This window comes from Halanaerobium sp. (genome assembly GCF_003070835.1).
In genome coordinates this window covers 33996-55511 of record NZ_QBLR01000004.1, presented here as the reverse complement: position 1 = coordinate 55511, position 21516 = coordinate 33996, and the positions used below count along the sequence as shown (strand labels likewise).

The following is a 21516-nucleotide window of genomic DNA, read 5'->3' as shown; positions in this document are numbered from 1 at the left end:
AGTTTTTCTGAAAATATTATGTAAAAATAAATCAAATAACAAAAGAATTCCAATTAACAGTAAAACGGATAAAATAATATAGCTGCCCCTGACAGCAAATAATTCAGTTAAAAAATAACTGATTGCACTGCCGATAATACCACCAGCTGCATTCTGGGGTGTATTAAGAAAAAACCCTCCACCTTCACTTAAGTTAATAATAGAAATAATTGCAATAAATGAAATGAGAAGACCTAAAAATCTACCCGAAAATTTAATCTTTTTTGATCTAATCAGCTGAATCCCCCAGTAAACAAATAAAAGAGGCAGAATATAGCTGCCGCTCCCCACCATAAAATAATAGGCGCTGCTGATATAATTGCCAAGCAAACCCGCCGATCTGCTAAAAATAGCAAAATAGCTGATCGCAGCAAAGGTAATTAAAAAGAGACCCAGAATTTCATTTTTTCTTTTTTCAATTCTAGTATCATTTTTTTGCTTACTCATCTCTGCCCCTCCTTAAGTTTAAGAAATCAAATTGATAATAATAACTGCTGCAGCTGCCAGCCAGCAGTAATAACTAAAATAGTCCAGCTTTTTTTCTGCCAGCACTTTCAGTAAAATTTTAATTGCTAGATAACCTGAAATCACCGCGGAAAAAAAACCAAGTAAAACAATCTTTAACTCAAGCTTAAAACTACCGCTTTCGACTACATTTAAAAACTGTAAAAAACCAGCACCGCCTATGACGGGAATCGACATTAAAAATGAAAACCGGGCTGCTGCTTCTCGATTCAAACCCTGAAATAAAGAAGCTGCAATTGTTGTCCCTGAACGAGAAATACCAGGAATAATTGCACCACCCTGTGCCAGACCAACTAATAAAGGCTGCCAGAATTTTAGCTCTTCCACTTCTTTTTCTCCTCCATCAATTTTTTCAGTAATATATAAGATAAGACCGGTCACAATCAGCATCAGAGCTGTTAAATAAGCATTTGAAAAAAGGCTTTCAAAAAAATCTTCAAATAAAACTCCAATTATACCAGTCGGGATGATTGCGAGAAGTATATAAAAAGTTTCTTTTCGCTTTTCTTTTTTTAATAACAGCATGTCTTTAATATCCTGCCAGAAAATAATAAAAATTGGGATCAGGGTCCCGATATGTAAAATTACATTAAATAAAATTTGATCTTCCCGAATCTTAAAAAAATGCTGCGCAATTACTAAGTGGCCGGAGCTGCTGACCGGAATGAATTCTGTTAAACCCTGGATTAGACCCAGGAATATTGCCTGAAAACTATTCAATTTTATTCCTCCTCTTCTATTTCTATATTATAGCACATTTAGAAACATATGTTCAAATTCAAAACCAGCTGTTTTTACACAGCTGGTTAATTTAATCTTAGTTTCTATACTTCCATAATTACAGGTAAAATCATTGGATTTCTTTTTATTTTCTGATAGATATAATTGTTTAATGAATTGCGGATTGTATTTTTTAGCACTGACCATTCTGTTACATTATTTTCTTCACAGTCTTTTAGTGCATCCTCAACTCTCTTAGTTGCAGCTTCAATCAATTCTTCTGATTCTCTGATATAAACAAAGCCTCTGGTAATAATATCTGGACCTACCAGGATATTGCCGTGTTTATCAATAGTTACCACAACAATTATGATTCCATCTTCAGACAATAACTTTCTATCTCTTAAGACAATATTACCAACATCTCCAATACCCAGGCCATCAATTAATACATCACCTGACTGAACATTGTAGTCTTTTTCGACCTTATCTTCAGTAAATTTAATCTTATCACCAATATCGGAAATATAGATATTATCACGTGGTATACCAACTTTTTCTGCCAGATCTGCATGTTTGTATAGATGTCTGTATTCACCGTGTACCGGTACAAAATATTTTGGTTTAACCAGATTTAGCATTAACTTCAACTCTTCCTGACTGGCATGACCGGAAACATGAACACCGGAAACATCTTCATAAATTACATTAGCTCCGCGGCGGTAAAGTTTGTTGATAGTTTGACCAACAAATTTTTCATTACCTGGAATTGCAGAAGCAGAAATCATAACTGTATCTCCTTCTTTGATATTGATATGGTAATGGTCACCACGAGACATTCTGGTTAGAGCTGCATAAGGCTCACCCTGACTTCCTGTTGTTAATAAAGTTACTTTGCTGTCAGGAAGATCTTCAATATCTCTAATATCAACTATCATATCCTCAGGTATCTGTAAATAACCAAGCCTGCGGGCTATATCAACATTATTCAGCATACTGCGTCCGGAAAAAGCAATTTTTCGATTATATTTAAAAGCTGCGTCAACCACCTGCTGAACCCGGTGAATATTGGAAGCGAAAGTGGCAATAATTACTCTTTCTCTTGCTCCCCTGAGTATTTCATCAACGGTTTCGCCCACTACTTTTTCGGATAATGTATAACCTTCTCTTTCTACATTTGTACTGTCAGAAAATAGAGCTAATACTCCTTCTTTACTGTCACCAAGTTCCGCCAGTCTGTGAAAATCTGCAACTTCTCCATCAATAGGAGTCTGATCAAATTTGAAATCACTGGCATAAACAATTGATCCCAGTGGAGTTTCAATAGCAAGTGCACAGGTATCAGCGATACTGTGATTTACTCTTACAAATTCCACTCCAAAATTACCTACCTGATACTGTTTACCTGGATGAACTACCTTTAATCTTGTATCTTTTAAGAGTCTGTGTTCTTTTAAATTACCTTCCAAAAGACCAAGAGTTAACTTTGTACCATAAATAGGAACATTAATCTCCTTTAATAAATACGGCAGTCCTCCTATATGATCTAAATGTCCATGTGTTAAAACAATTCCGTTAATCTTATCTTTATTCTTAATCACATAGTCATAATCAGGAATTACCAGGTCTATTCCAAGCAAGTCATTTTCTGGAAATTTAACCCCCGAATCAATTATTAACATTTCATCATCAATTTCCAGAACCCACATATTCTTTCCAATTTCTCCGACTCCACCTAAGTTAGTCATTGAAACATTCTTTATTTTATTGTTATCACTCATTTAAAAAACAAAACACCTCCATAGTATTTTAAAACACATCAAAAACTAAATTCTACAACAACTCTAAACATTTGACTTCTTAACTTACATATTTATTTTTTTATTAATCATACTCAACTAAATTTACACAAAAAAAATACTTAATTCTGCCTGTAACTTAAAATATAATAGAAACCCGTCCAAAGCGTTAATACTATTATACATATAAATATAATAAAAAACAAGCAGAATTAAGCTTTTATAATTTTAAGAAAATCTCTTTATATTCTAAACAAGATCATTTTCCACTAAATATTCAGCAATCTGGACAGCATTTAAAGCAGCACCTTTGCGCAGATTATTTGCTGTCAGCCAGAGGTTAATCCCATTCTCTACAGAATTATCTCTTCTAATTCTGCCGACTAATACATTATCATTATTTTCAGTATCAATCTGAAGTGGATACTCTTCTGCTGCAGGATTATCAATTACTTCTACATTTTTTGTCTGACTAAATAATTCTTTAACATCTTCTATTTTGAAATCATTCTGCAGTTCAATATTTAAAGACTCTCCGTGACCAAAAATTACAGGTATGCGAACACAGGTCGCTGTTACCGGTAAATCAGGGTCATGTAAAATTTTATGGGTCTCATTTACCATCTTCATTTCTTCTTTTGTATAATCATTATCTAAAAAAACATCAATCTGGGGAATCGCATTAAAGGCAATCTGATGGTTAAACTTTTCATTTTTTATTTCTTCTTGATTTAAATAGGCCTTAGTCTGTTCAATCAACTCATCAACTGCTTTTTTTCCGGCTCCAGAAACCGCCTGATAGGTATTAATAACCAGCCTTTTTAAGCCATATTTTTCAGCAAGCGGTTTTAAAAGCATTACCATCTGAATTGTAGAACAGTTTGGATTGGCTATAATCTGCTGATGGTCCTTTAAATCCTCTCCGTTAACTTCAGGTACAACTAAAGGAGCGTCTGGATCCATTCTAAAGGCATTACTGTTATCAACCACAATCCCTCCTGCCTTTTTAACCTGAGGAGCTACCTCTTTCGAAACCCCGCTCCCAGCAGAAAATAAGGCAATATCTATTCCCTCAAAAGTACCTTCTTTGACAGATTCTACAGTTAATTCTCTATCTTCAAATTGGATTTTTTTACCCTCTGAACGCTCAGATGCAATCACCTTCAGCTGATCAATTGGAAAATTTCGCTGACTTAAAGTCTTAAGCATTTCTCTACCTACTAAACCAGTTGCTCCTAATACTGCCACATTATACTTTCTCATAAATTTCTTCTCCTTTCTCTACTACGGGGCGCCCAAAGTAATTTGTACCCCAGACACCAATTATGATTAAAACTGCTCCCACTACTTGAAATTTAAAAAACGGCTCATTTCTAAAAACAACCCCGGCGATAATAGAAACAACTGTGGTCAGATTGGCAAATACAGCTGATTCTGCTGCCGTGATTTTAGAAAGAGTGTAGTTCATCATAAAAAACGCAACTACCGAAGAAAATACACCTAAATAAATAACTGCAATTAAAACATCAGTATTTGTAAGTAAATTTAAATAACTGCCCAGGGCAAAGTCTTTTCTAAAAACAGCAATTAAGTTAAAAAACAGAGCGCCAAAGCCCATCATTACATATGTAATTTCTACCGGCTTAAACTCCAGTGAAAGCTGTCTGGAAATAATATTATAAAAACCAGCAGCTATAACTGCTCCCCCAAGGAGAACTAACCCTAAATAATTGCCGTCAATTGGTGCTGCACCTCGGTTGAAAATAATAAAAAAGACTCCCCCAACCGAAAGGGCTACAAATAAGCTCTGAATCAGGGTAGGCCTTTCATTGAGAAATACAGCCGCTAAAATTGTAACAGCTACTGGAATTAAGGCAATCATCATTCCAGCCTCAGATGAAGTTGTATAAACCATACCTGTCGTTTCACAAATGAAATAAATTCCGGGCTGAAATAAGGCCAGTAAAAATAACTTCTTTAAGTTTTTACCCTTCAAATTGATATTTATTATACCAGCAATTCTTAAAATACTCAAGGTAATAAAAGCAATTGCAAAACGAAAACCAAGTAAGTGGAATGGAGACATCAGCTCCAGTCCCTCCTTGGTAAACAAAAATGAGAAGCCAAATATTGTACTAAAGACCAGACCGGCAAGATGAGGAAAATATTTTCTCAATTTGATCATTTAATTGCCTCAGTTCTTTGGCGGCCAGGGACCATAGTACTGATAATACTGAGTCTCTACCCCACCATTATATAATTTTCTTCTTTTGCTGGCCTCTTTACCAAATAATTCTTCAAATTTAGAATGAGAGGTGATTATATAATAGGACCAGGTATCTAAAGCTCTAAACTTTTCTCCCATTTCTCGATACAGCTCTTCGACCTCTTCTTTTTCTCCCATTCTTTCTCCATAGGGAGGGTTAGTAATTACATAGCCATATTTGCGGTTGGTAGAAAAGTCCACAAACTTTTGTTCCTGGAAGTGAATTATATCTTCTACCCCTGCCTGTTTGGCATGATAGCGGGCAATACTGATTGCTTCCGGGTCCTGATCATAACCCATGATCAAACGGGGCTCTACATTAATTTTTTTAGCTTTTTTAGCTTCAACTCGAGCCCGGGGCCATTCAAAGTCCTCAAAAACAGGCCATTTTTCGGAATTAAATTTCCTTTTTAAGCCTGGAGCCTGATTTTTGGCCATCATAGCTGCTTCGATTAAAATTGTTCCTGAACCACAGAAAGGGTCAATTAAAATTCTATCTTTATCCCAGCGGCTTAAATAAACCATACCGGCAGCAATTGTCTCCTGAATCGGAGCTTTAACTGAAAGCTCTCGATAACCTCTCTTGTGCAGTCCGGTACCAGAAGTATCAATTGTTAAAATCGCTCGATCTTTATATAAAGCCAGCTCAATCGGATAAAGCGGGCCATCTTCATCAAACCATTCTCTCTGGTATTCCGCTTTCAGTCTGTCCACTACTGCTTTTTTGGTAACTGACTGACAGGTAGGAACACTGCTCAACTGTGAATCAATGGATTTGGCACTGACAGGGAATTCTGCATTTTCAGGCAGCCACCCGGGCCAGTCCAAACATCTGACACCATCATAAAGATCATCAAAGTCACGGGCTTTAAAATCTCCTACTTTCAAAAGAACTCTTTCCGCAGTTCGCAGCCACAAATTAGCTCTGGGAATTGCCTGCAGATCAGCCTCAAAAGTGATTCTTCCATTTTTAACTTCTGTAATCTCATAACCTAAATCATTTATTTCTTTTTTTACCAGGGCTTCCATCCCAAAAGTACTGGTCGCCATAAGTTCTATTTTGTCCAAAAAAATTCTCTCCTTTTTTAACCATTATTTACTTCTATTAATCTCTTTATTTACTTCAAATTGTTTTAAAAAATCTTATTTAATTTAAATTTACTCCCGCTTTTTTTAATTCTTTTTTTAATTCTTCAACATCTTCCGGATTTACAGCTCTGGTGCCAGCTAGAATGATATTAGTTTTAAAACCATTTTTAGCACTATCTAAGGCAGTATATTTAACACAGTAATCAAAGGCTAAGCCTACTATATCAATTTCATCTATCCCAAGTGATTTTAAAAGTCCAGCCAGACCCAGGTTAGTACCATCATTATCCTGAAAGGCTGAATAACTATCAACCTCTTTATCTGTACCCTTGCGCAGGATATAGTCAAAGTTGACTGTATTAATTTTAGAATTAAATTCCGCTCCCTCTGTCTGCTGTACACAGTGATCGGGCCATAAAACAGGACCCAGTCCCTGATCATCACTATAAGGAGTAAATGGCTCCTTTTGATGATTGGAAGCAAAGCTGAGGTGTGAATTAGGGTGCCAGTCTTGTGAGGCAACTATTAGCTGATATTTATCTGATTCTAAAAGTTCATTGACTTTGGTATTAATCTCAGAAGCATTGGGCACAGCAAGAGCACCATTTTCATAAAAGTCATTCTGCAAATCAACAGCCAGTAACGCTTTAGCCATTTTAATCACCCTTTTTACAGATTTTTCAGCTTAAGCTTAAAATTTTCTTAGCTTAAATTCATCTTTATTAATTAGAAGCGTATTTCGAAATCATTAAAATCATCAGGTTTTTCTGTTTCAGCTTCAAAATTATCAACCCGAGCAAATGAAGGACCCTTTTTTAATTTAGCGAGCATTTGATCAACATTACTTTCTTTTCCCTGGACTTTAGCTTCTACTCTACCATCTGCCAGGTTTTTAACCCAGCCTCTTATATTCAAAGCAGCTGCCTGACTGCGGGTAAAAGCTCTAAAACCAACACCCTGAACTCTACCTGAAATAAATACATGTTTTTGAATTTTTTCTGCAGCCATCTTAATCCACCTCCATTTGTTTATATTATACATAGTATTATAATATCTGGCAAATTTCTTTTTCTTTAAAAAAACGGGCCACCTCTCTTATAAAGAAATGTCCCGCCTCTTATTTGATATATATTATTAAATTACCTCATAGTTAAATTATAAATATCAGTTATTTTTTAACCTAAATATTGATTGACCCTCAAAGCTGCTTTAGAACCTTCAGCTGCTGAAATAATAATTTGTTTATCTATAATATTTGTTACATCACCTGCAGCCCAGATACCTTCAACACCTGTTTCATTTCTCTCATTGATTATAATTTCTTTCTGTTTATTAGTTTCTACCCTATCGCTGACAAAATCGCTGTTGGCTACCAGCCCTATTTCTATAAACAGACCATTAACATCCAGCTCTTTGGTTGACTCATCACTTAAATTTTTAATTACAACAGATTCCAGTTTGTCCTCACCAATGATTTGGTCAACGGTAGTTGAAGTGTGGACAGTTATCTTCTTGCTTGCATTTACTCTATCTTGCAGGTATTCATCCCCCATCAATTTATCCTGAAGCTCAATCAAATCAACCTCACAGCCAATTTTGGCAAGATCTAAAGCAGCTTCCAGGCCGGAATTTCCTCCACCAACAACTGCCACTGGCTGACCTTTGTAAAGAAAAGCATCACAGCTGGCACAGTAGTGGACACCCTTACCTGTTAGTACATATTCCTGCTTCATCCCTAAATGTCTCTTCTGAGCTCCAGTAGCAACAATCACAGATTTAGTTGTATATTCTTTGCCGTTATCTGTTTTAACAATTTTACCAGGCTGACCGTCAGCTACCTCAACTGCTTCTTCACCAATAACGGTCTCTACCTCGTATTTTGCTATATGATCCCAAAAATCATAAATCAGCTCAGCTCCAGTTGTATCTGCTTTACCAAGATAATTATCAATTTCATTAGTAGTAATTACCTGACCACCTATATCCTTGGTTAATAAAAGTAGATCTATACCTTTACGGGCTGCGTATAATGCTGCATTTAAAGCTGCCGGGCCTGCTCCTAGAATAATCAGTTCCCATTCTTTTTGAGAAAGATCTTTGGTGTCTTTTCCAATCAAGCCATTAAATTCACCCTTATTTTCCAGGTCAATTATATCATCATAGCCCCCCAGGCTCTGGTCATTAATTATAATTTGAGGTACAGTTTTATTTCCAGTTCTCTCCTGCATTACCTCATAGTTATTCCCTTCATTAATATCAATCTCAGTAAAACTTAAGCCCTTACTTTTTAAAAAAGCTTTGGCCTTTTTGCAGTATGGACACCAATCTTTAGAATAAACTTCAATTTTTAACTCATTTGACATAATAAATTCCCCCTAATGCTATTCTTATTTGACATAAGTTGTAGTGGATGTTAACATAAATATGGTTGTTAAACGAAAAAGAAATTAAATATTTAATTTGAGGTGAATATTAATGGCAACAGTAATGGAACATGCAGAAGAACTTGCAGAAGCAATTGTGGACTCACAGGAATTTCAGGATTTAAAAGAGAAAGAAGAAGTTATGGTTGAAGATGAAGACGCAAAGTCAATGCTCGATAATTTAAATGCTAAGTACCAGCAGGTGCAGATGATGCAGCAGAATGGTCAGGAAGTTAGCGATGAGCAGAAGCAGGAATTACAGATGATGGAACAAAAAATGAAGCAGAATGATAAAATCTCTGAATTCTATGAAGCTCAAAATCACTTTAATCAGCTGATGAACTCTGTTAATCAGGTAATCACTCAAAAACTTCAGGGTAATGAAGAAGACGTTGAGTAATAGAACATATTAGAAAAATGCAATTTAATTTGCAAATTAGAACCGCAGTCAGCTGGCTGCGGTTTTTTTCTGTTTAATTTATACTATTTCCTGCCTTATAAGCTGTTGAAAATGCAATCTGCAGGTTATACCCTCCGGTCATTGCTGCCAGATCTATAACCTCTCCTGCAAAATATAAATCATCAATCAACCTGGATTCCATTGTTTTCGGATCAATCTCTTCGGTGCTAATTCCACCTCTTGTAACTATTGCCCGTTCGAATCCCTTTTTTGCTTTAATATTTAATTTTAAATTCTTCAATAATTGTATCAGTTCTTCCCGTTCAGCTGCAGTAATCTGGTTTACTGTTTTCTTATAATCTATTGAAGACCGCCCAATAATTAGAGGAATCATTTTTTGGGGCAGCAGATCCCCCAGACTGTTGCCAAAATATTTGTTGGCATATTTGTCAAAGTCTCTAAGAATTCTCTGATCCAGTGTCTGATAATCAAGAGCTGGTTTTAAATCAATTTCCATCTGGTATTTTTCGGGGTCATCATCTATAAGCATTGAAGCTGAAATAACAATTGGACCATCTAAGTAGCTGCTTCTAATTTCTAAATCTCCAAACTGGCTGAAAATTTCTTTTCCTGCTTTTAATAGTTTGAGCTCTACATACTTTAATTTTAGACCTTTGGCCTGATAAATCCAGTCTTCCTTAGTTTTTAAACCACAGAGTCCAGGCTCCGGTTTAATAATCTGGTGGCCTAAAGCTTGAGTCAGTTTAAATCCGCTGCCGTCTGAACCTGTCTGAGGATAGGAACTGCCGCCTGCTGCTAAAATCACTCTGTCAGCTTTAAGCTGGCCCTGATATTTTAAGTTTACTCCCTGAACTCTTTTGTTTTTAGTTAGAATCGCCTGCACTTCATCCTGAATTATTTCAACCTCAGCTTTAAATAACTCTTTCTGCAGAACTTTTAAAACATCCTGTGAGCGGTTCGACTTTGGGAAAACTCTATCTCCTCTTTCTATCTTTAAAGGCAGTCCCAGACCTTCAAAAAAATAATATAATCTATAGGCATCAAATTCAGCCAGAGAGCTGTACATAAACTCGGGATTATCGACTATATTCTTAATATGCTGATTTAAATCCGAATAATTTGTCAGGTTACAGCGGCCTTTACCGGTAATCAAAAGTTTTTTACCTAAATTTTTATTTTTTTCAATTAAGCTAACTTTATTTCCTTTTCTGGCAGCCTGCAGTGCAGCCATCATTCCTGCAGGGCCACCTCCAATTACAATTACTTCTGTCAAAACAAAACTTCCTTTCCCTTCTTAAAGATTATTTTTAACTGCTTTATTGATTCTATCCAGTCCTTCTTTTAACCTCCCGCGGGGACAGGCAAGATTTAAGCGCATATGCATTGAGCCTGCATCTCCAAACCAGCGGCCTGGGTTAAGCCCCACCTTTGCCTTTTTATTCATAAATTCAATTAGCTGCTCATCATTTTCAAACCCCAGTTCTGAACAGTCCAGCCAGACTAAATAAGTACCTTCCGCTTCTACAGCTTTAATTTGAGGCAGATGTTCCTGAAGGTATTCTTTTAAGAAATTATAATTTGCCTCTAAATACTTAAGTTGTGCTTCCAGCCATTTTTCCCCCTGATTATAGGCAGTTTTTAAAGCAAGCAGACCAAAAGGGCTATTGCCGGTTGCAAAACCTTCCTTTGCCTTATTATAGACCTGACGCAGCTTTTTAGATTCAATAATTGTATAGGATGTATGCAGGCCGGCAATATTAAAAGTTTTGCTGGCCGCCATAAAAGTAACAAGTTTTTGGCGGTAGTCTTTAAATTCTTCCCGGGCCAGCAGCAGTTTAAGTACCGGCTGATGCTTATAGCCTGGATAAATAAGATCAGAATGGATTTCATCACTTAAAAGAAAAATATCCTCTTTTTTAAGCAGACGCAGCAGTTTAAGCAGCTCATCTTCCTGCCAGACCCGACCAACTGGATTGTGGGGACTGCAGAAGATCATTGCTCTTACCCGCTCTCCCTTTTCTTTTGCTTTTTTAATTTCAAGTTTTAAATTAGCTAAGTCCATCTGATAATGATTATCTTCTTTTATTAATTCATTTTTAATAATTCGGCAGTTATTAGCTTTTACAGCTCCAAAAAAGGGCCTGTAGACAGGCGGCTGAATAATTACCGCATCGTTTTCTTCTGTAATAGCCTTTAAAGTAAAGTTAATTGCAGGTACTACTCCTGTATCAAAGAGCAGCCACTTTCTGTCGATCTTGAGCTCAAATCTTTTTTGCAGCCAGTCTTCTACTGCCTGGTAGATGCTCTGATCAGCAAAACTGTAACCGAAAATTCCTGCTTCAGCTCGCTCAATTAATTTTTGCTTAACTGCCGGAGCTGTCTGCCAGTCAGAATCTGCCACCCAGAGCGGTAAAACATCTTCGCTGCCAAAAATTTCTGCTCTCTTATCCCATTTGGCAGCCATAGTATTTTCTCTATTCTCTAATTTTGAAAAGTTAAAGTTTTGCAAAGTAACTCCTCCTGTCTAATTTTCCTGATAAAATAAAGTCATTACTTTTATCATCTCTTTCTGATCATTACTGCCGCCCAGCTCACGACTGGAGTGCATTGCCAGCAGGGGATTTCCTAAATCTATACTCTTTATTCCCAGCTGAGTTGCTGCTATAGGTCCAATTGTTGAGCCACCGCGCTTATCACTGCGGTTAGTATAAAGCTGATAGGGAATCTCATTTTTCTCCATCAAATCAATTAAAACACCAGCTGTACTGGCATTAGTTGTATATTTCAGATTAGCATTATATTTAATTACCGGTCCCTGATTAAGTAAAGTTCTGTTATTTTGATCATATTCTTCACTGAAGTTAGGGTGAACTGCATGGGCCATATCAGCAGAAATTAAAAAAGACTTTTCGATAATCCTGTAATAATCTTCTCTTTTAGCTCCCAGATTATAGATTACCCGCTCAATTAAATTGCCAGCAAAGGGAGAATCAGCTCCCTGGGGTGTATGACTGCCTATTTCCTCATTATCATAAAAAACAGCCATCTGTGTCCAGTCCTCTGCTTTAGAGCTTAAGAGGGCCTCTAAAGAAGCATGAACCATTGCCAGATTGTCCTGGCGGCCGGCAGCAATAAACTCATCTTTAGGACCTAAAAACTGAGCTTTTTGGGTTGGATAAAGATAGAACTCGGCTTCCAGAATTTCTTCAGCCCTGTAATCGGATAATTGAGCTATTAAATTCTTCAGCTTTAATTCAGCTTCTGAATCAGAATCTCCTCCACTCTCCTTAGAGTCTAAATTTTGAGTAATCAGTGCCCGCAGACCTTTCTTCTTATCAATTTTCCCTTTTTGATTAACATCTTTATTAAGGTGAATTGGCAGATTGGGAACCACAGCCAGATTTTTTTTCAGGTCAATTAATTCTTCTTTCAGTTCAAAAGAATTTTCAGATTTGAGCACAACTTTTCCAGCCAGAGACAGTTCTCTGTCATACCAGGTATTTAAAATGGGGCCTCCATAAATTTCGGTATTTAAAACATACTGCCCCTCACTGTTAATTATCGGGTCTGGTTTAACTTTTAAAGCTGGACTGTCAGTGTGAGAAGAAATAATTCTAAAACCCTGATTCAGGAAGTCTTTTCCGGTTATAAATGCTATTAGAGCAGAGTCATTACGGCTGACAAAATATTTTTCTCCCTCTTTTAACTCCCATATCTGAGCTGGATCAAGCTGCTTAAACCCTGCCTCTTCTAGTCTTTTCTTTACTTCAGCTGCTGCATGAAAAGCAGTTGGTGAATTATTAATAAATTCTATCATTTCTACTGCATCTTTATTCATCTGTTTTCACCCCAGCAATATCAATGATTGCCTTAGCATAAATAGCAGCGCTTTTAACCAGGTCGTCAATGCCAATATGTTCATCTTTTTGATGTGCCAGCTCAGGCTGTCCCGGAAATAAAGGACCAAAAGCAACTCCTTTTTTAACTTTACGAGCATAGGTTCCACCACCAATTGCTATTGGCTCACTGTCATCACCGGTAAATTCCTGATAGGCTGCCATTAGCTTTTTAATAAAAGGATCATCTTTGGCTACAAACAAAGGTTTAGCATCTCGCAGGAGTTCAACATCAATTAAATCAGTGAGCTCAGTTTTGATATCACTGACTACTTTCTCAGCACTTGATTTAACCGGGTAGCGGATATTGACTATAAATTGGATTTTACTCTGATCACCTTTAATAACTCCAGTATTAAAAGTTAAAGCTGTCGGGACATCATCCTGATCTTTACAGCCAATTGAAGCACCATCATATTCCAGACCTATTTTATTTTTATAGAAACTGAAAAAGTTTCTATAACCAGCAGCCGCAAAAGGAAGTTCAGCCAGGATATCAATTAAATAAGAAATCGCATTTTTGCCTTCTTCTGGCATACTGCCGTGAGCGGAAATACCGTGATAACCCAGGATTAAATTATTATTTTCTGCTTTAATTTCCAATTCATCCCGATCATATTCAAGCTCCTTAAGCAGCTCCAGCAACTTTTCCTTTTCGATACCGCTAATAACTGCTTCTGCATAATCTGGAACCATATTGGTTGCATTGCCACCTTTAATTTCTATTAACTTTATTCCTTCTTTAGCCGCTTTTTCCTCAATTTTTGCTGAAAATTTAAGATCTAAAATCCCTTTTTCAGCATGAATAGCCGGAAAAGTAGCGTCGGGGCTGAAGGCCAGATCTGGCATTTTTTCCTTCTTAAAATAGTAATCAAGAGAAGCCATACCGGATTCCTCATTTGTACCGAGAATTAATCTTACTCTTTTATTCAATTTAACTCCCAGCTCCTGCACAATTTTCATTCCATAAAGTGCTGCTACTGCCGGTCCCTTGTCATCAATAGTTCCTCTTCCATAAATATTATCATCATGAATTTCAGCAGCATAAGGTGGGTAGGTCCAGTCACTACCCTCTGGTACCACATCTAAGTGGCAGAGCAAGCCAAGAATTTCCTCTCCCTCTCCCATCTCTACATGAGCTGCCTGATTGTCTATATTTTTTGTCTTAAAACCTAAGTTCTCAGAAATCTCTACTGCCTTAGCCAGAGCCTGATAGACATCTTTACCATAAGGGAAGTCTCCTTCGGCTTTTGCCTCAATACTTGGTATTCTAACCAGCTCCTGAGTGCTTAATATCATATTATCTCTTAAAAATTCTGCTCTTTCTCTAATTTTATCTTTCATGTTTGAGTTTAATAGCCTTAACTATTAAACTTTCACCTCCTGCAGTTTAAATTTATTTTCTAAATAATATTCTATCACTTTTATTTATGAATTTAAAATAATATTCTTTGAAATTAAATCTCTGGTGTAATATGATGAAAGAAAAGACAATAATGGGGGTCGTAAAATTGAAATTAGATAAAATCAAAAAATCAACCACAATTAATCCTCTGGGAAGAGAAATTAAATATGGTTTTAATAATCAAGAAGAAAGTACAGCCGTCCTTTTGCTCCACGGTTTTGGGGGTAAAAGCAGCAACTGGAATTATATCGCCAAAAAAATTTATCAGGAACTTGACTTACCAGTCTATGTTCCGAGACTACCCGGACACGCAACCAATAGATCTGATTTTTTAAACAGCAGTGCCGAGCAGTGGCTCCGTAAGTCTGTAGACAGCTATTTTTATTTAAAAAGTGATTATCAAAATATCTACCTGGCTGGTCTTTCCATGGGGGGACTGCTGGCAGCACTTGTAGCTTCAAATTTTGAAGTGAAAAAATTATCACTAGTAGCTCCAGCTTTTTATACAATCAATAAAAATATTGCCTTTGCACCATACCTTAAATATTTTGTTAAAAAACTGGATAATGATTTTCAAATTAATCAGGCTGATTTATCAGCAGAAGAAATTGACTACCACAACAATTACAGCTTTAATTACTATCCTAAGGCTCTGGCTGAATTATATAAGTTAATAAAAAAGGGAAGAAAAGCTGTTCCTAAAATTAAATCTCCAACCCAGCTGATCCTTTCCAGTAATGATAAACAGGTAGCCACTGATCAGATTAAGGATTTTTTAAATAAAAAAATGGGACAATTTTTAGTAGACCAAAAGATCTATCAAAAATCACCCCATGTAATAATCAACGATCTTGAAAAAGAAAGATGTGCCATTGATATTATAAATTTCTTCAGCAAATAAAAATTCCTTTTATTTGAAGTTGATAATTATTAATGAATAATTTAGTTAAAATTCACTGAGCATTAAACTAATTTCTGCAGCTGTTTTAAGTACTTTTTAAACTTAGCAGCTGCATTTTCTATAGCAGTTGATTTTTCCATATCAACTCCAGCTTTTTTCAGGATATTAAGAGGATAGTCACTGCCTCCTGCTTTTAAAAACTCTAAATAATTAGCTGCTGCCTCTGGACCTTCAGTCTGTATCTTTTCGGCCAGAGCTGCTGCTGCGGAATAACCAGTAGCATATTTATAGACATAGAAATTATAGTAGAAATGAGGGATTCTGGCCCACTCATAATCCAGCTTTTCGTCAATGACCAGTGCTTCACCAAAATATTTCTGGTTTAAATTCCTGTACATGCCCTTCATTGTCTGAGAGGTTAAACTTTCTCCTGCCTCTACCCTTTCGTGAATCTTCTTTTCGAACTCAGCAAACATGGTCTGTCTGTAGACTGTGCCTCTAAAACCTTCTAAAAAGTAGTTTAATAGATAAAGTTTTTCCTCACGGCTTGCTGCGTTTTCCAGCATATAATCTAAAAGCAGATTCTCATTTAGAGTTGAAGCTACTTCAGCTACAAAAATCTTATAATCAGCATATAAATAGGGCTGATTTTTGTTAGAGTAATAGCTGTGCATGGCATGTCCCATTTCGTGAATTAAAGTAAAGAGATTGCTGATATCCTGAGTATAGTTCATCAGAATATAGGGGTGAACTCCATAACAGCCGCTGGAATAGGCTCCTGAGCGCTTACCCTTATTCTCATAGACATCAATCCAGCCTGAGTTGAAGCCCTCTTCGACTGTTTTAATATAATTCTCACCAAGTGGCTCTACCGCTTTTTTAATAATGTCTTTTGTTTCTTCATATTTAAATTTAAGATCAATTTCTTTGATTAAAGGAGTATAAGTATCATAAATATGGAGCTCATCCAGTTCCAGCAGATCTTTTTTCAGCTCCATATACTGATGCAGCGGCTTCAGATTATTAGAAACAGTGTCAACTAAATTATTATAAACATCTGTACTGATATTATCACTATCAAGGGCAGATTCTAAGGCACTGTCATATTTTCTGGCCCGGGCATAAAAAATATCTCCCTTAACCGAGCTGTCAAGTACTGCCGCAAAAGTGTTTTCCAGTTTTTGATATTCCCCGTGCATTCCTTCAAAGGCGTCTTCTCTAACTCTTCGATCTTCATTTTTTAATAGATCTATATATCTGCCGTGAGTCAGGCGCAGTTCTTCTCCATTTTCGTCTTTAATCAGTGGAAATTGAAGATCTGCATTATTCAGCATGCTGAATATATTTTCTGAACTCTGAGTAACCTCACCAGCTAAAGCCAGAATTTTTTCCTCTTTGGCAGAAAGATAATGTTCTTTCTGTCTTAAAATATTATCAAAAAAGTGATTAAAAAATTCAAGCTCCTGATTTTCTTTTTTATACTGAGCAAGTTTTTCTTCGCCCAGCTGAATAATTGCCGGCACCATAAATGAAGTTGAATTTGATAATTTGTTATAGCACATCATTGCCTTGTTTTTGTAATTCTGATATTTTTCCTGCTGGGTATTTTGATCATATTTCATATGTGCATAAGCATATAACCGGGCTGTTTTTTCTTCAATTTTAATTATTTTATTTAAGGCAGCAAGTAATTTATCTGCACTATCTGTAAAATCTGCTTTTAATTTTTCAATATTTTTAACTTCTGCAAGCACATTTTCCAGTTCATTTTCAAAACTCTGATCGTCAGCATAAATATCATTTAAATTCCATTTGTATTTATTATCAATTTCTTCTCTTTGTTTTAATTCTTTAGACAAAAGAAATCTTCCTTTCTAAATGTTTACTTTTATTATTTTCGTGTTTCAAAAGCCATTCTTTGCGCCAGCCTCCACCGCGATAACCTTTATTGCCACCTTTTAAAGCAACTACTCGATGGCAGGGGATAATTACTGCAATCGGGTTTCGCGAACTGGCAAGTCTAACTGCTTTTGCTGCTCCAGGATTTCCAATTGCTGCTGCCAGTTCTTGATAAGAAAAAGTTTTGCCGTAGGGTATTTTCTGAATAAACTTCCAGACCTTCAGTTCAAAACGACTTCCGTTGAGCTGAATAGGAATATCAAATATATTCCTCTGGCCCATAAAATATTGATTTAACTGGTCAAAAATCAAATTATAGATTTTTAGAATTTCCGGATCTTCATAAAAATTCTTTTGACAGTTGTTTTTCACTTCTCTCAGGTGGTCATCAAACTCAATTTTTAATAAAGCTTGATTATTAAATTCTATTTTTAAAATACCTATTGGCGAGGGATAATATGTATGGTAGCTGTCTTTAGTCAAAATATTCACCCCTTATATATTTCAAGTCAGATGGAGTTTTAAAGCGCTCTAGATAAGCTTCTGCCAGAATAATCATCTCTCTCCGGCTCATTATTCTATCTTCAACAAAAATGTCTTTTAGAGCAGCGGGTATTAATTTCAATTCTTCAGCTCTCTTTAAATAGTTTTCCTGCTCCATTTCTAGAACCCGCTGACTTTCAGCTGCCAGCAGCAGTTTTAAAGCAGCGGTTGTACTTAGCTTCTGCTTTTTACTTAAGGTTTCTAAACTGCCGGGCACCCATTCATAAAGAATTTCTGCCTCTTTTTTTTGCATAATTTTTAAAACAATAGCTGTAAATTCTTTTTCGGTTGGTGGGATATTCAGTTTGAAATTATTATTATAACCACCAATGGTAATTCCCCAGGAAAGAAGTTTTTCCAGACTCTGAAGGAGCTTTTTATCTTTGACAATTGGAGCTTCTGCAGGATAATTACTAAGTTCAATATTAAGCCGAGACCGAATCTTATCCAGACTTGCTTGATCTTCAGCAAGTTCAAGCAGAGATTTATCTTTATTTAAAGCTTCTGCAGCAGTAACTGCAGCTGCTTCAGCAGTGTTCATCCCTACTGGTAAAACTCTACTGCTGGCGGCTGCCAGTGAACTATAACCACTGCTCCGCCCAACTATCATTAAATTTTTGTTTTTACGGGCAATTAAAGACCGCAGAGGTATCCCGTAATAATCAGGGTTAAAAAGCACAAAACCAGGATAATCATGGGCAGCCGCCTGATAATCTAGTGGATAAGAAGCTAAAGTGATGGTATCAGGAAAAATTTTCTGCCGGAATAAGTCTCCTACTTTTAACTGATATTCTGTTAAAAAATGTCTGCTTTCTCTTCGATATAGTTCTGGTGGTAGTTTATCTAAACTGGCTCCTGAAAATCCCTCTAGATTTCGCTGAAGATAGGATAAAATCAATTCCGCTTCTTCTGCAGCATTCTTCTTTGCCTGCTGGAGAGAAGGCTCCGAAAGAGGATCGACATTAAAAAGCAGTAAAGCATTGATATAAGCATCATAGCCACCATTATTCTCGATGAAAACTATATTTAAGCCCCGCAGTCTTAAATTGTCAGCCTGAGGCTGATAGCTTTTTCCAAAGTTAGAAAAGCCCCAGGCATGATCATCTCGAAAATGACTTGCCTGATATTTATTATTTCTAACAGCCTGCTTTAGTAGAGCCGGTTTAACATCTGAAAACCTTAAAATTTGAGTAGAAGCCATCCAGCTATTTTTTAAATTAATATCAGCTGTACCCAGAAAAAAATCCTCACCAGCTGCAGCTGCCAGGTCACCGTCCTGAGAGGCGTCAATGTAATAATCAGCAGTTAAATTATATAGTTGACTATCCTTTTTTACTTTTATAGATTCAATACTTCTATTTTTGGTTTTAACCTGCTGTAGCTCGACAGAATTTATAACCTTGATATTTTCTTCTGCAGCCAGCATTTCCGAAAATGCTGTTTCTGCTTTCTGAGGAGAAAAAGAGATAGCTGAACCAACTTTTTGATGCCAGCGTGTAAATAAACCCTGATTTATATTATTAGATTTCTGGTCGTAATTTAAATCAAGGAAATTTAAGGCGGCATAAGTCATCAGGCCGCCTGGTTTTTCCCTGGTCATGACCAGAGTGACTTTTTTGCCTTCCTCTGCAGCAGCAACAGCCGCCATTACTCCTTCTGGTTCAGCTGAATAAATCAAAATCTCACTATTGATTTCTTTATTAATTTCTTCCGCGGCAGAATTTACAGGCAGACAAATTACAGCCAGTATTAGGATCATGATTAATTTTAAAAGTATTTTTCTCTTATTCAGCATCTCTTTTCTCCTCTATTGATTGCTCAAATGATTAGAACTTAGCATTACCTGGTGTACGAGGGAAGGAAATAACATCTCTAATATTCTGCATTCCAGATAAATACATCAGCAGTCTTTCAAAACCAAGGCCAAAACCAGAATGGGGAACTGAACCATATTTTCTAATGTCTAAAAACCAATCATATTTTTCCAGGTCCATATCCAGCTCTTCCATTCTACTTTTTAATTTATCGTATCTTTCTTCCCGCTGACTACCCCCAACAATCTCGCCAACTCCTGGTACCAGACAGTCCACTGCAGCAACTGTTTTACCATCATCATTCTGGCGCATATAAAAAGCTTTAATTTCTTTTGGATAATCTTTAACCATTATTGGCTTTTTAAAATGTTCTTCTGTCAGGTATCTTTCATGCTCAGACTGCAGATCGACACCCCAGCTGACCGGATATTCAAAATCCTGTTCACTGTTTTCTAAAATTTCAATTGCCTCAGTATAAGTGATCCGGCCGAAATCAGCCTCAATAATATTTTCAATCATTTCGCGGCGGCCCTCATCAATCCACTGGTTAAAGAAGTCCATTTCTTCCTCGGCTTCTTTTAGGGCAAATTTAAATAAATTTTTAATAAAATCTTCCATTAAAGTCATCATCTCATCTAAATTACAGAAAGCCATTTCTGGCTCAATCATCCAGAATTCTGAAGCGTGGCGGGATGTATTAGAATTTTCTGCTCTAAAAGTTGGTCCAAAAGTATAAACATCTCCCAGAGCTGTAGCCAGCAGTTCTGCCTCCAGCTGTCCACTAACCGTGAGCCCGGTCTCCTGAGTAAAGAAATCCTGAGAATAGTCAATTTCACCTTTTTCGGTGCGGGGAAGATTTTCAAAATCAAGTGTGGATATTTTAAAAACTTCTCCTGCACCCTCTGCATCTCCAGAGGTGATAATTGGAGTATGAATGTATTTAAAATCTTTATTATAAAAATAGTTATGAACTGCATACGACATTTTGCTGCGGAAGCGGTTAACCACACCAAAAGTATTAGTTCTTGCCCGCAGATGAGCAATTTCTCGTAAAAATTCAAAGCTGTGTCTTTTTTTCTGTAGAATAAAATCTTCCGGTGCTTCACCAATAACTTCAATTTCTTCGGCCTTCATCTCTACATCCTGTTCTCTACCTTCAACTTTATCTATATAACCTTTAACTTTAATGCTGGCACCAGTATTAATCTCAGCCAGCGGATGAGCATCAGGATCTAAAATAACTAGCTGCAGATTCTTAAGTGCACTTCCATCATTAATTTCTATAAAGGCAATATTTTTTGAAACTCTTTTAGTTCTCACCCAGCCCATTACAATAACATCCTGGTAGCTGTCGATCTTATCTTCAAGTATATCTTTTATTTTTTTTCTTTCAAAATAATTCATTTTAAAAATTTCCTCCCCAATATTCTATTAAAATTATTTGATTTAAAATCCATATCTTTTTGGTTTAATTTCTATTATAATAACTTCTCGCAAGCAGAGCGAAATCCTTTAAGAAATAATTAAAAATTATTTTAATTTCAAACTAAAAGCACTTAAAAGCCCGGAGTATAAACCCCGGGCCCTAATTATTTTTTAATTATTCTTCTAATTTCATTGGCTCACCACAGCATACGAGTTCGCCTCCACCAGCTTCTTTAACCTCAACCACATTACCACAAATTTCACAGCGATAAACTTCGCCTTTTTTCTTTACATTCATATTTTAGCCTCCTCACAGAATAATTAGAATAATAAAATTTGAGCAGTAAGTAA

General features: G+C 36.3%; 20 protein-coding genes. 2 read left to right on the top strand and 18 right to left on the bottom strand.

The genetic code is table 11. The features are described 5' to 3' along the window. The 9 genes from CI949_RS01105 to CI949_RS01065 all read right to left on the bottom strand — a co-directional run. Positions 1-486: DNA translocase FtsK 4TM domain-containing protein (locus tag CI949_RS01105; protein ID WP_290762302.1), on the bottom strand; the 486-nt coding region annotated here is incomplete at its 3' end. A gap of 18 nt (positions 487-504) precedes the next feature. After that, a complete protein-coding gene (locus tag CI949_RS01100) occupies positions 505-1284 on the bottom strand; it encodes an undecaprenyl-diphosphate phosphatase (protein WP_290762299.1) in 780 nt (259 codons plus the stop codon). Positions 1285-1388: 104 nt separating this feature from the next. After that, positions 1389-3065, bottom strand: coding sequence for a ribonuclease J (locus CI949_RS01095; protein ID WP_290762296.1), 1677 nt, complete (start codon positions 3063-3065; stop codon positions 1389-1391). 267 nt (positions 3066-3332) lie between these two features. Beyond that, positions 3333-4346, bottom strand: a complete 1014-nt coding sequence (locus CI949_RS01090; protein ID WP_290762292.1) for an aspartate-semialdehyde dehydrogenase — start codon at positions 4344-4346, stop codon at positions 3333-3335. After that, on the bottom strand, positions 4333-5268 hold the full coding sequence (locus CI949_RS01085) for a DMT family transporter (protein ID WP_290762289.1): 936 nt from the start codon (positions 5266-5268) through the stop codon (positions 4333-4335). Before CI949_RS01085 ends, CI949_RS01090 begins: the two co-directional genes overlap by 14 nt. A gap of 9 nt (positions 5269-5277) precedes the next feature. After that, positions 5278-6417, bottom strand: coding sequence for a class I SAM-dependent RNA methyltransferase (locus CI949_RS01080; protein ID WP_290762286.1), 1140 nt, complete (start codon positions 6415-6417; stop codon positions 5278-5280). Positions 6418-6496: 79 nt separating this feature from the next. Beyond that, positions 6497-7093 (bottom strand): bifunctional nicotinamidase/pyrazinamidase, encoded by a 597-nt coding sequence (gene pncA, locus CI949_RS01075; RefSeq protein WP_290762283.1) that lies wholly within the window; start codon positions 7091-7093, stop codon positions 6497-6499. Positions 7094-7164: 71 nt separating this feature from the next. Then, a complete protein-coding gene (locus CI949_RS01070; RefSeq protein WP_290762281.1) occupies positions 7165-7446 on the bottom strand; it encodes an acylphosphatase in 282 nt (93 codons plus the stop codon). 167 nt (positions 7447-7613) lie between these two features. Continuing rightward, complete coding sequence (locus CI949_RS01065; protein ID WP_290762277.1) at positions 7614-8801, bottom strand: FAD-dependent oxidoreductase; 1188 nt, start codon at positions 8799-8801, stop codon at positions 7614-7616. 112 nt (positions 8802-8913) lie between these two features. Between CI949_RS01065 and CI949_RS01060 the strand changes: the two genes are divergently transcribed. After that, the gene (locus CI949_RS01060) at positions 8914-9261 is read left to right on the top strand and encodes a YlbF family regulator (RefSeq protein WP_290762275.1); all 348 of its coding nucleotides are present in this window, start codon (positions 8914-8916) and stop codon (positions 9259-9261) included. Positions 9262-9334: 73 nt separating this feature from the next. Here the strand turns inward: CI949_RS01060 and CI949_RS01055 are convergent, their stop codons facing one another. Genes CI949_RS01055 through pepV form a run of 4 tightly spaced genes read right to left on the bottom strand, consistent with a single transcriptional unit; the run spans position 9335 to position 14522 of the window. Further along, positions 9335-10555: an aminoacetone oxidase family FAD-binding enzyme gene (locus CI949_RS01055; RefSeq protein ID WP_290762272.1), complete on the bottom strand. Its 1221-nt coding sequence runs from the start codon at positions 10553-10555 to the stop codon at positions 9335-9337. A 21-nt stretch (positions 10556-10576) separates the two neighbouring features. Then, positions 10577-11791 (bottom strand): MalY/PatB family protein, encoded by a 1215-nt coding sequence (locus CI949_RS01050; protein WP_290762269.1) that lies wholly within the window; start codon positions 11789-11791, stop codon positions 10577-10579. A 15-nt stretch (positions 11792-11806) separates the two neighbouring features. Next, the gene (locus CI949_RS01045; RefSeq protein ID WP_290762266.1) at positions 11807-13120 is read right to left on the bottom strand and encodes a M18 family aminopeptidase; all 1314 of its coding nucleotides are present in this window, start codon (positions 13118-13120) and stop codon (positions 11807-11809) included. Beyond that, positions 13113-14522, bottom strand: a complete 1410-nt coding sequence (pepV, locus tag CI949_RS01040) for a dipeptidase PepV (RefSeq protein ID WP_290762263.1) — start codon at positions 14520-14522, stop codon at positions 13113-13115. Before pepV ends, CI949_RS01045 begins: the two co-directional genes overlap by 8 nt. A gap of 167 nt (positions 14523-14689) precedes the next feature. Between pepV and CI949_RS01035 the strand changes: the two genes are divergently transcribed. Next, positions 14690-15484, top strand: a complete 795-nt coding sequence (locus tag CI949_RS01035; protein WP_290762260.1) for a carboxylesterase — start codon at positions 14690-14692, stop codon at positions 15482-15484. Between the two features lie 62 nt (positions 15485-15546). Here CI949_RS01035 and pepF read toward each other — a convergent pair whose 3' ends face one another. The 5 genes from pepF to CI949_RS01010 form a co-directional block, all read right to left on the bottom strand. After that, positions 15547-17343 (bottom strand): oligoendopeptidase F, encoded by a 1797-nt coding sequence (gene pepF, locus CI949_RS01030; RefSeq protein WP_290762257.1) that lies wholly within the window; start codon positions 17341-17343, stop codon positions 15547-15549. Beyond that, on the bottom strand, positions 17336-17875 hold the full coding sequence (locus tag CI949_RS01025; protein ID WP_290762254.1) for a methylated-DNA--[protein]-cysteine S-methyltransferase: 540 nt from the start codon (positions 17873-17875) through the stop codon (positions 17336-17338). Before CI949_RS01025 ends, pepF begins: the two co-directional genes overlap by 8 nt. Next, positions 17859-19721 (bottom strand): FAD-dependent oxidoreductase, encoded by a 1863-nt coding sequence (locus CI949_RS01020; protein WP_290762252.1) that lies wholly within the window; start codon positions 19719-19721, stop codon positions 17859-17861. The genes CI949_RS01025 and CI949_RS01020 overlap by 17 nt, the downstream gene beginning before the upstream one ends. Before the next feature lie 31 nt (positions 19722-19752). Next, on the bottom strand, positions 19753-21144 hold the full coding sequence (asnS, locus tag CI949_RS01015) for an asparagine--tRNA ligase (protein ID WP_290762251.1): 1392 nt from the start codon (positions 21142-21144) through the stop codon (positions 19753-19755). A 196-nt stretch (positions 21145-21340) separates the two neighbouring features. Continuing rightward, on the bottom strand, positions 21341-21463 hold the full coding sequence (locus CI949_RS01010; RefSeq protein WP_076543520.1) for a desulfoferrodoxin FeS4 iron-binding domain-containing protein: 123 nt from the start codon (positions 21461-21463) through the stop codon (positions 21341-21343). Positions 21464-21516 lie beyond the last annotated feature (53 nt).

What these genes read in the sequence shown, in the direction of transcription:
- CI949_RS01045 (WP_290762266.1), bottom strand. Translation starts at nt 13,120, where the DNA reads ATGAATAAAGATGCAGTAGAAATGATAGAATTTATTAATAATTCACCA.
- CI949_RS01085 (WP_290762289.1), bottom strand. Translation starts at nt 5,268, where the DNA reads ATGATCAAATTGAGAAAATATTTTCCTCATCTTGCCGGTCTGGTCTTT.
- CI949_RS01065 (WP_290762277.1), bottom strand. Translation starts at nt 8,801, where the DNA reads ATGTCAAATGAGTTAAAAATTGAAGTTTATTCTAAAGATTGGTGTCCA.
- pepV (WP_290762263.1), bottom strand. Translation starts at nt 14,522, where the DNA reads ATGAAAGATAAAATTAGAGAAAGAGCAGAATTTTTAAGAGATAATATG.
- CI949_RS01095 (WP_290762296.1), bottom strand. Translation starts at nt 3,065, where the DNA reads ATGAGTGATAACAATAAAATAAAGAATGTTTCAATGACTAACTTAGGT.
- CI949_RS01070 (WP_290762281.1), bottom strand. Translation starts at nt 7,446, where the DNA reads ATGGCTGCAGAAAAAATTCAAAAACATGTATTTATTTCAGGTAGAGTT.
- CI949_RS01090 (WP_290762292.1), bottom strand. Translation starts at nt 4,346, where the DNA reads ATGAGAAAGTATAATGTGGCAGTATTAGGAGCAACTGGTTTAGTAGGT.
- CI949_RS01020 (WP_290762252.1), bottom strand. Translation starts at nt 19,721, where the DNA reads ATGCTGAATAAGAGAAAAATACTTTTAAAATTAATCATGATCCTAATA.
- CI949_RS01010 (WP_076543520.1), bottom strand. Translation starts at nt 21,463, where the DNA reads ATGAATGTAAAGAAAAAAGGCGAAGTTTATCGCTGTGAAATTTGTGGT.
- pncA (WP_290762283.1), bottom strand. Translation starts at nt 7,093, where the DNA reads ATGGCTAAAGCGTTACTGGCTGTTGATTTGCAGAATGACTTTTATGAA.
- asnS (WP_290762251.1), bottom strand. Translation starts at nt 21,144, where the DNA reads ATGAATTATTTTGAAAGAAAAAAAATAAAAGATATACTTGAAGATAAG.
- CI949_RS01060 (WP_290762275.1), top strand. Translation starts at nt 8,914, where the DNA reads ATGGCAACAGTAATGGAACATGCAGAAGAACTTGCAGAAGCAATTGTG.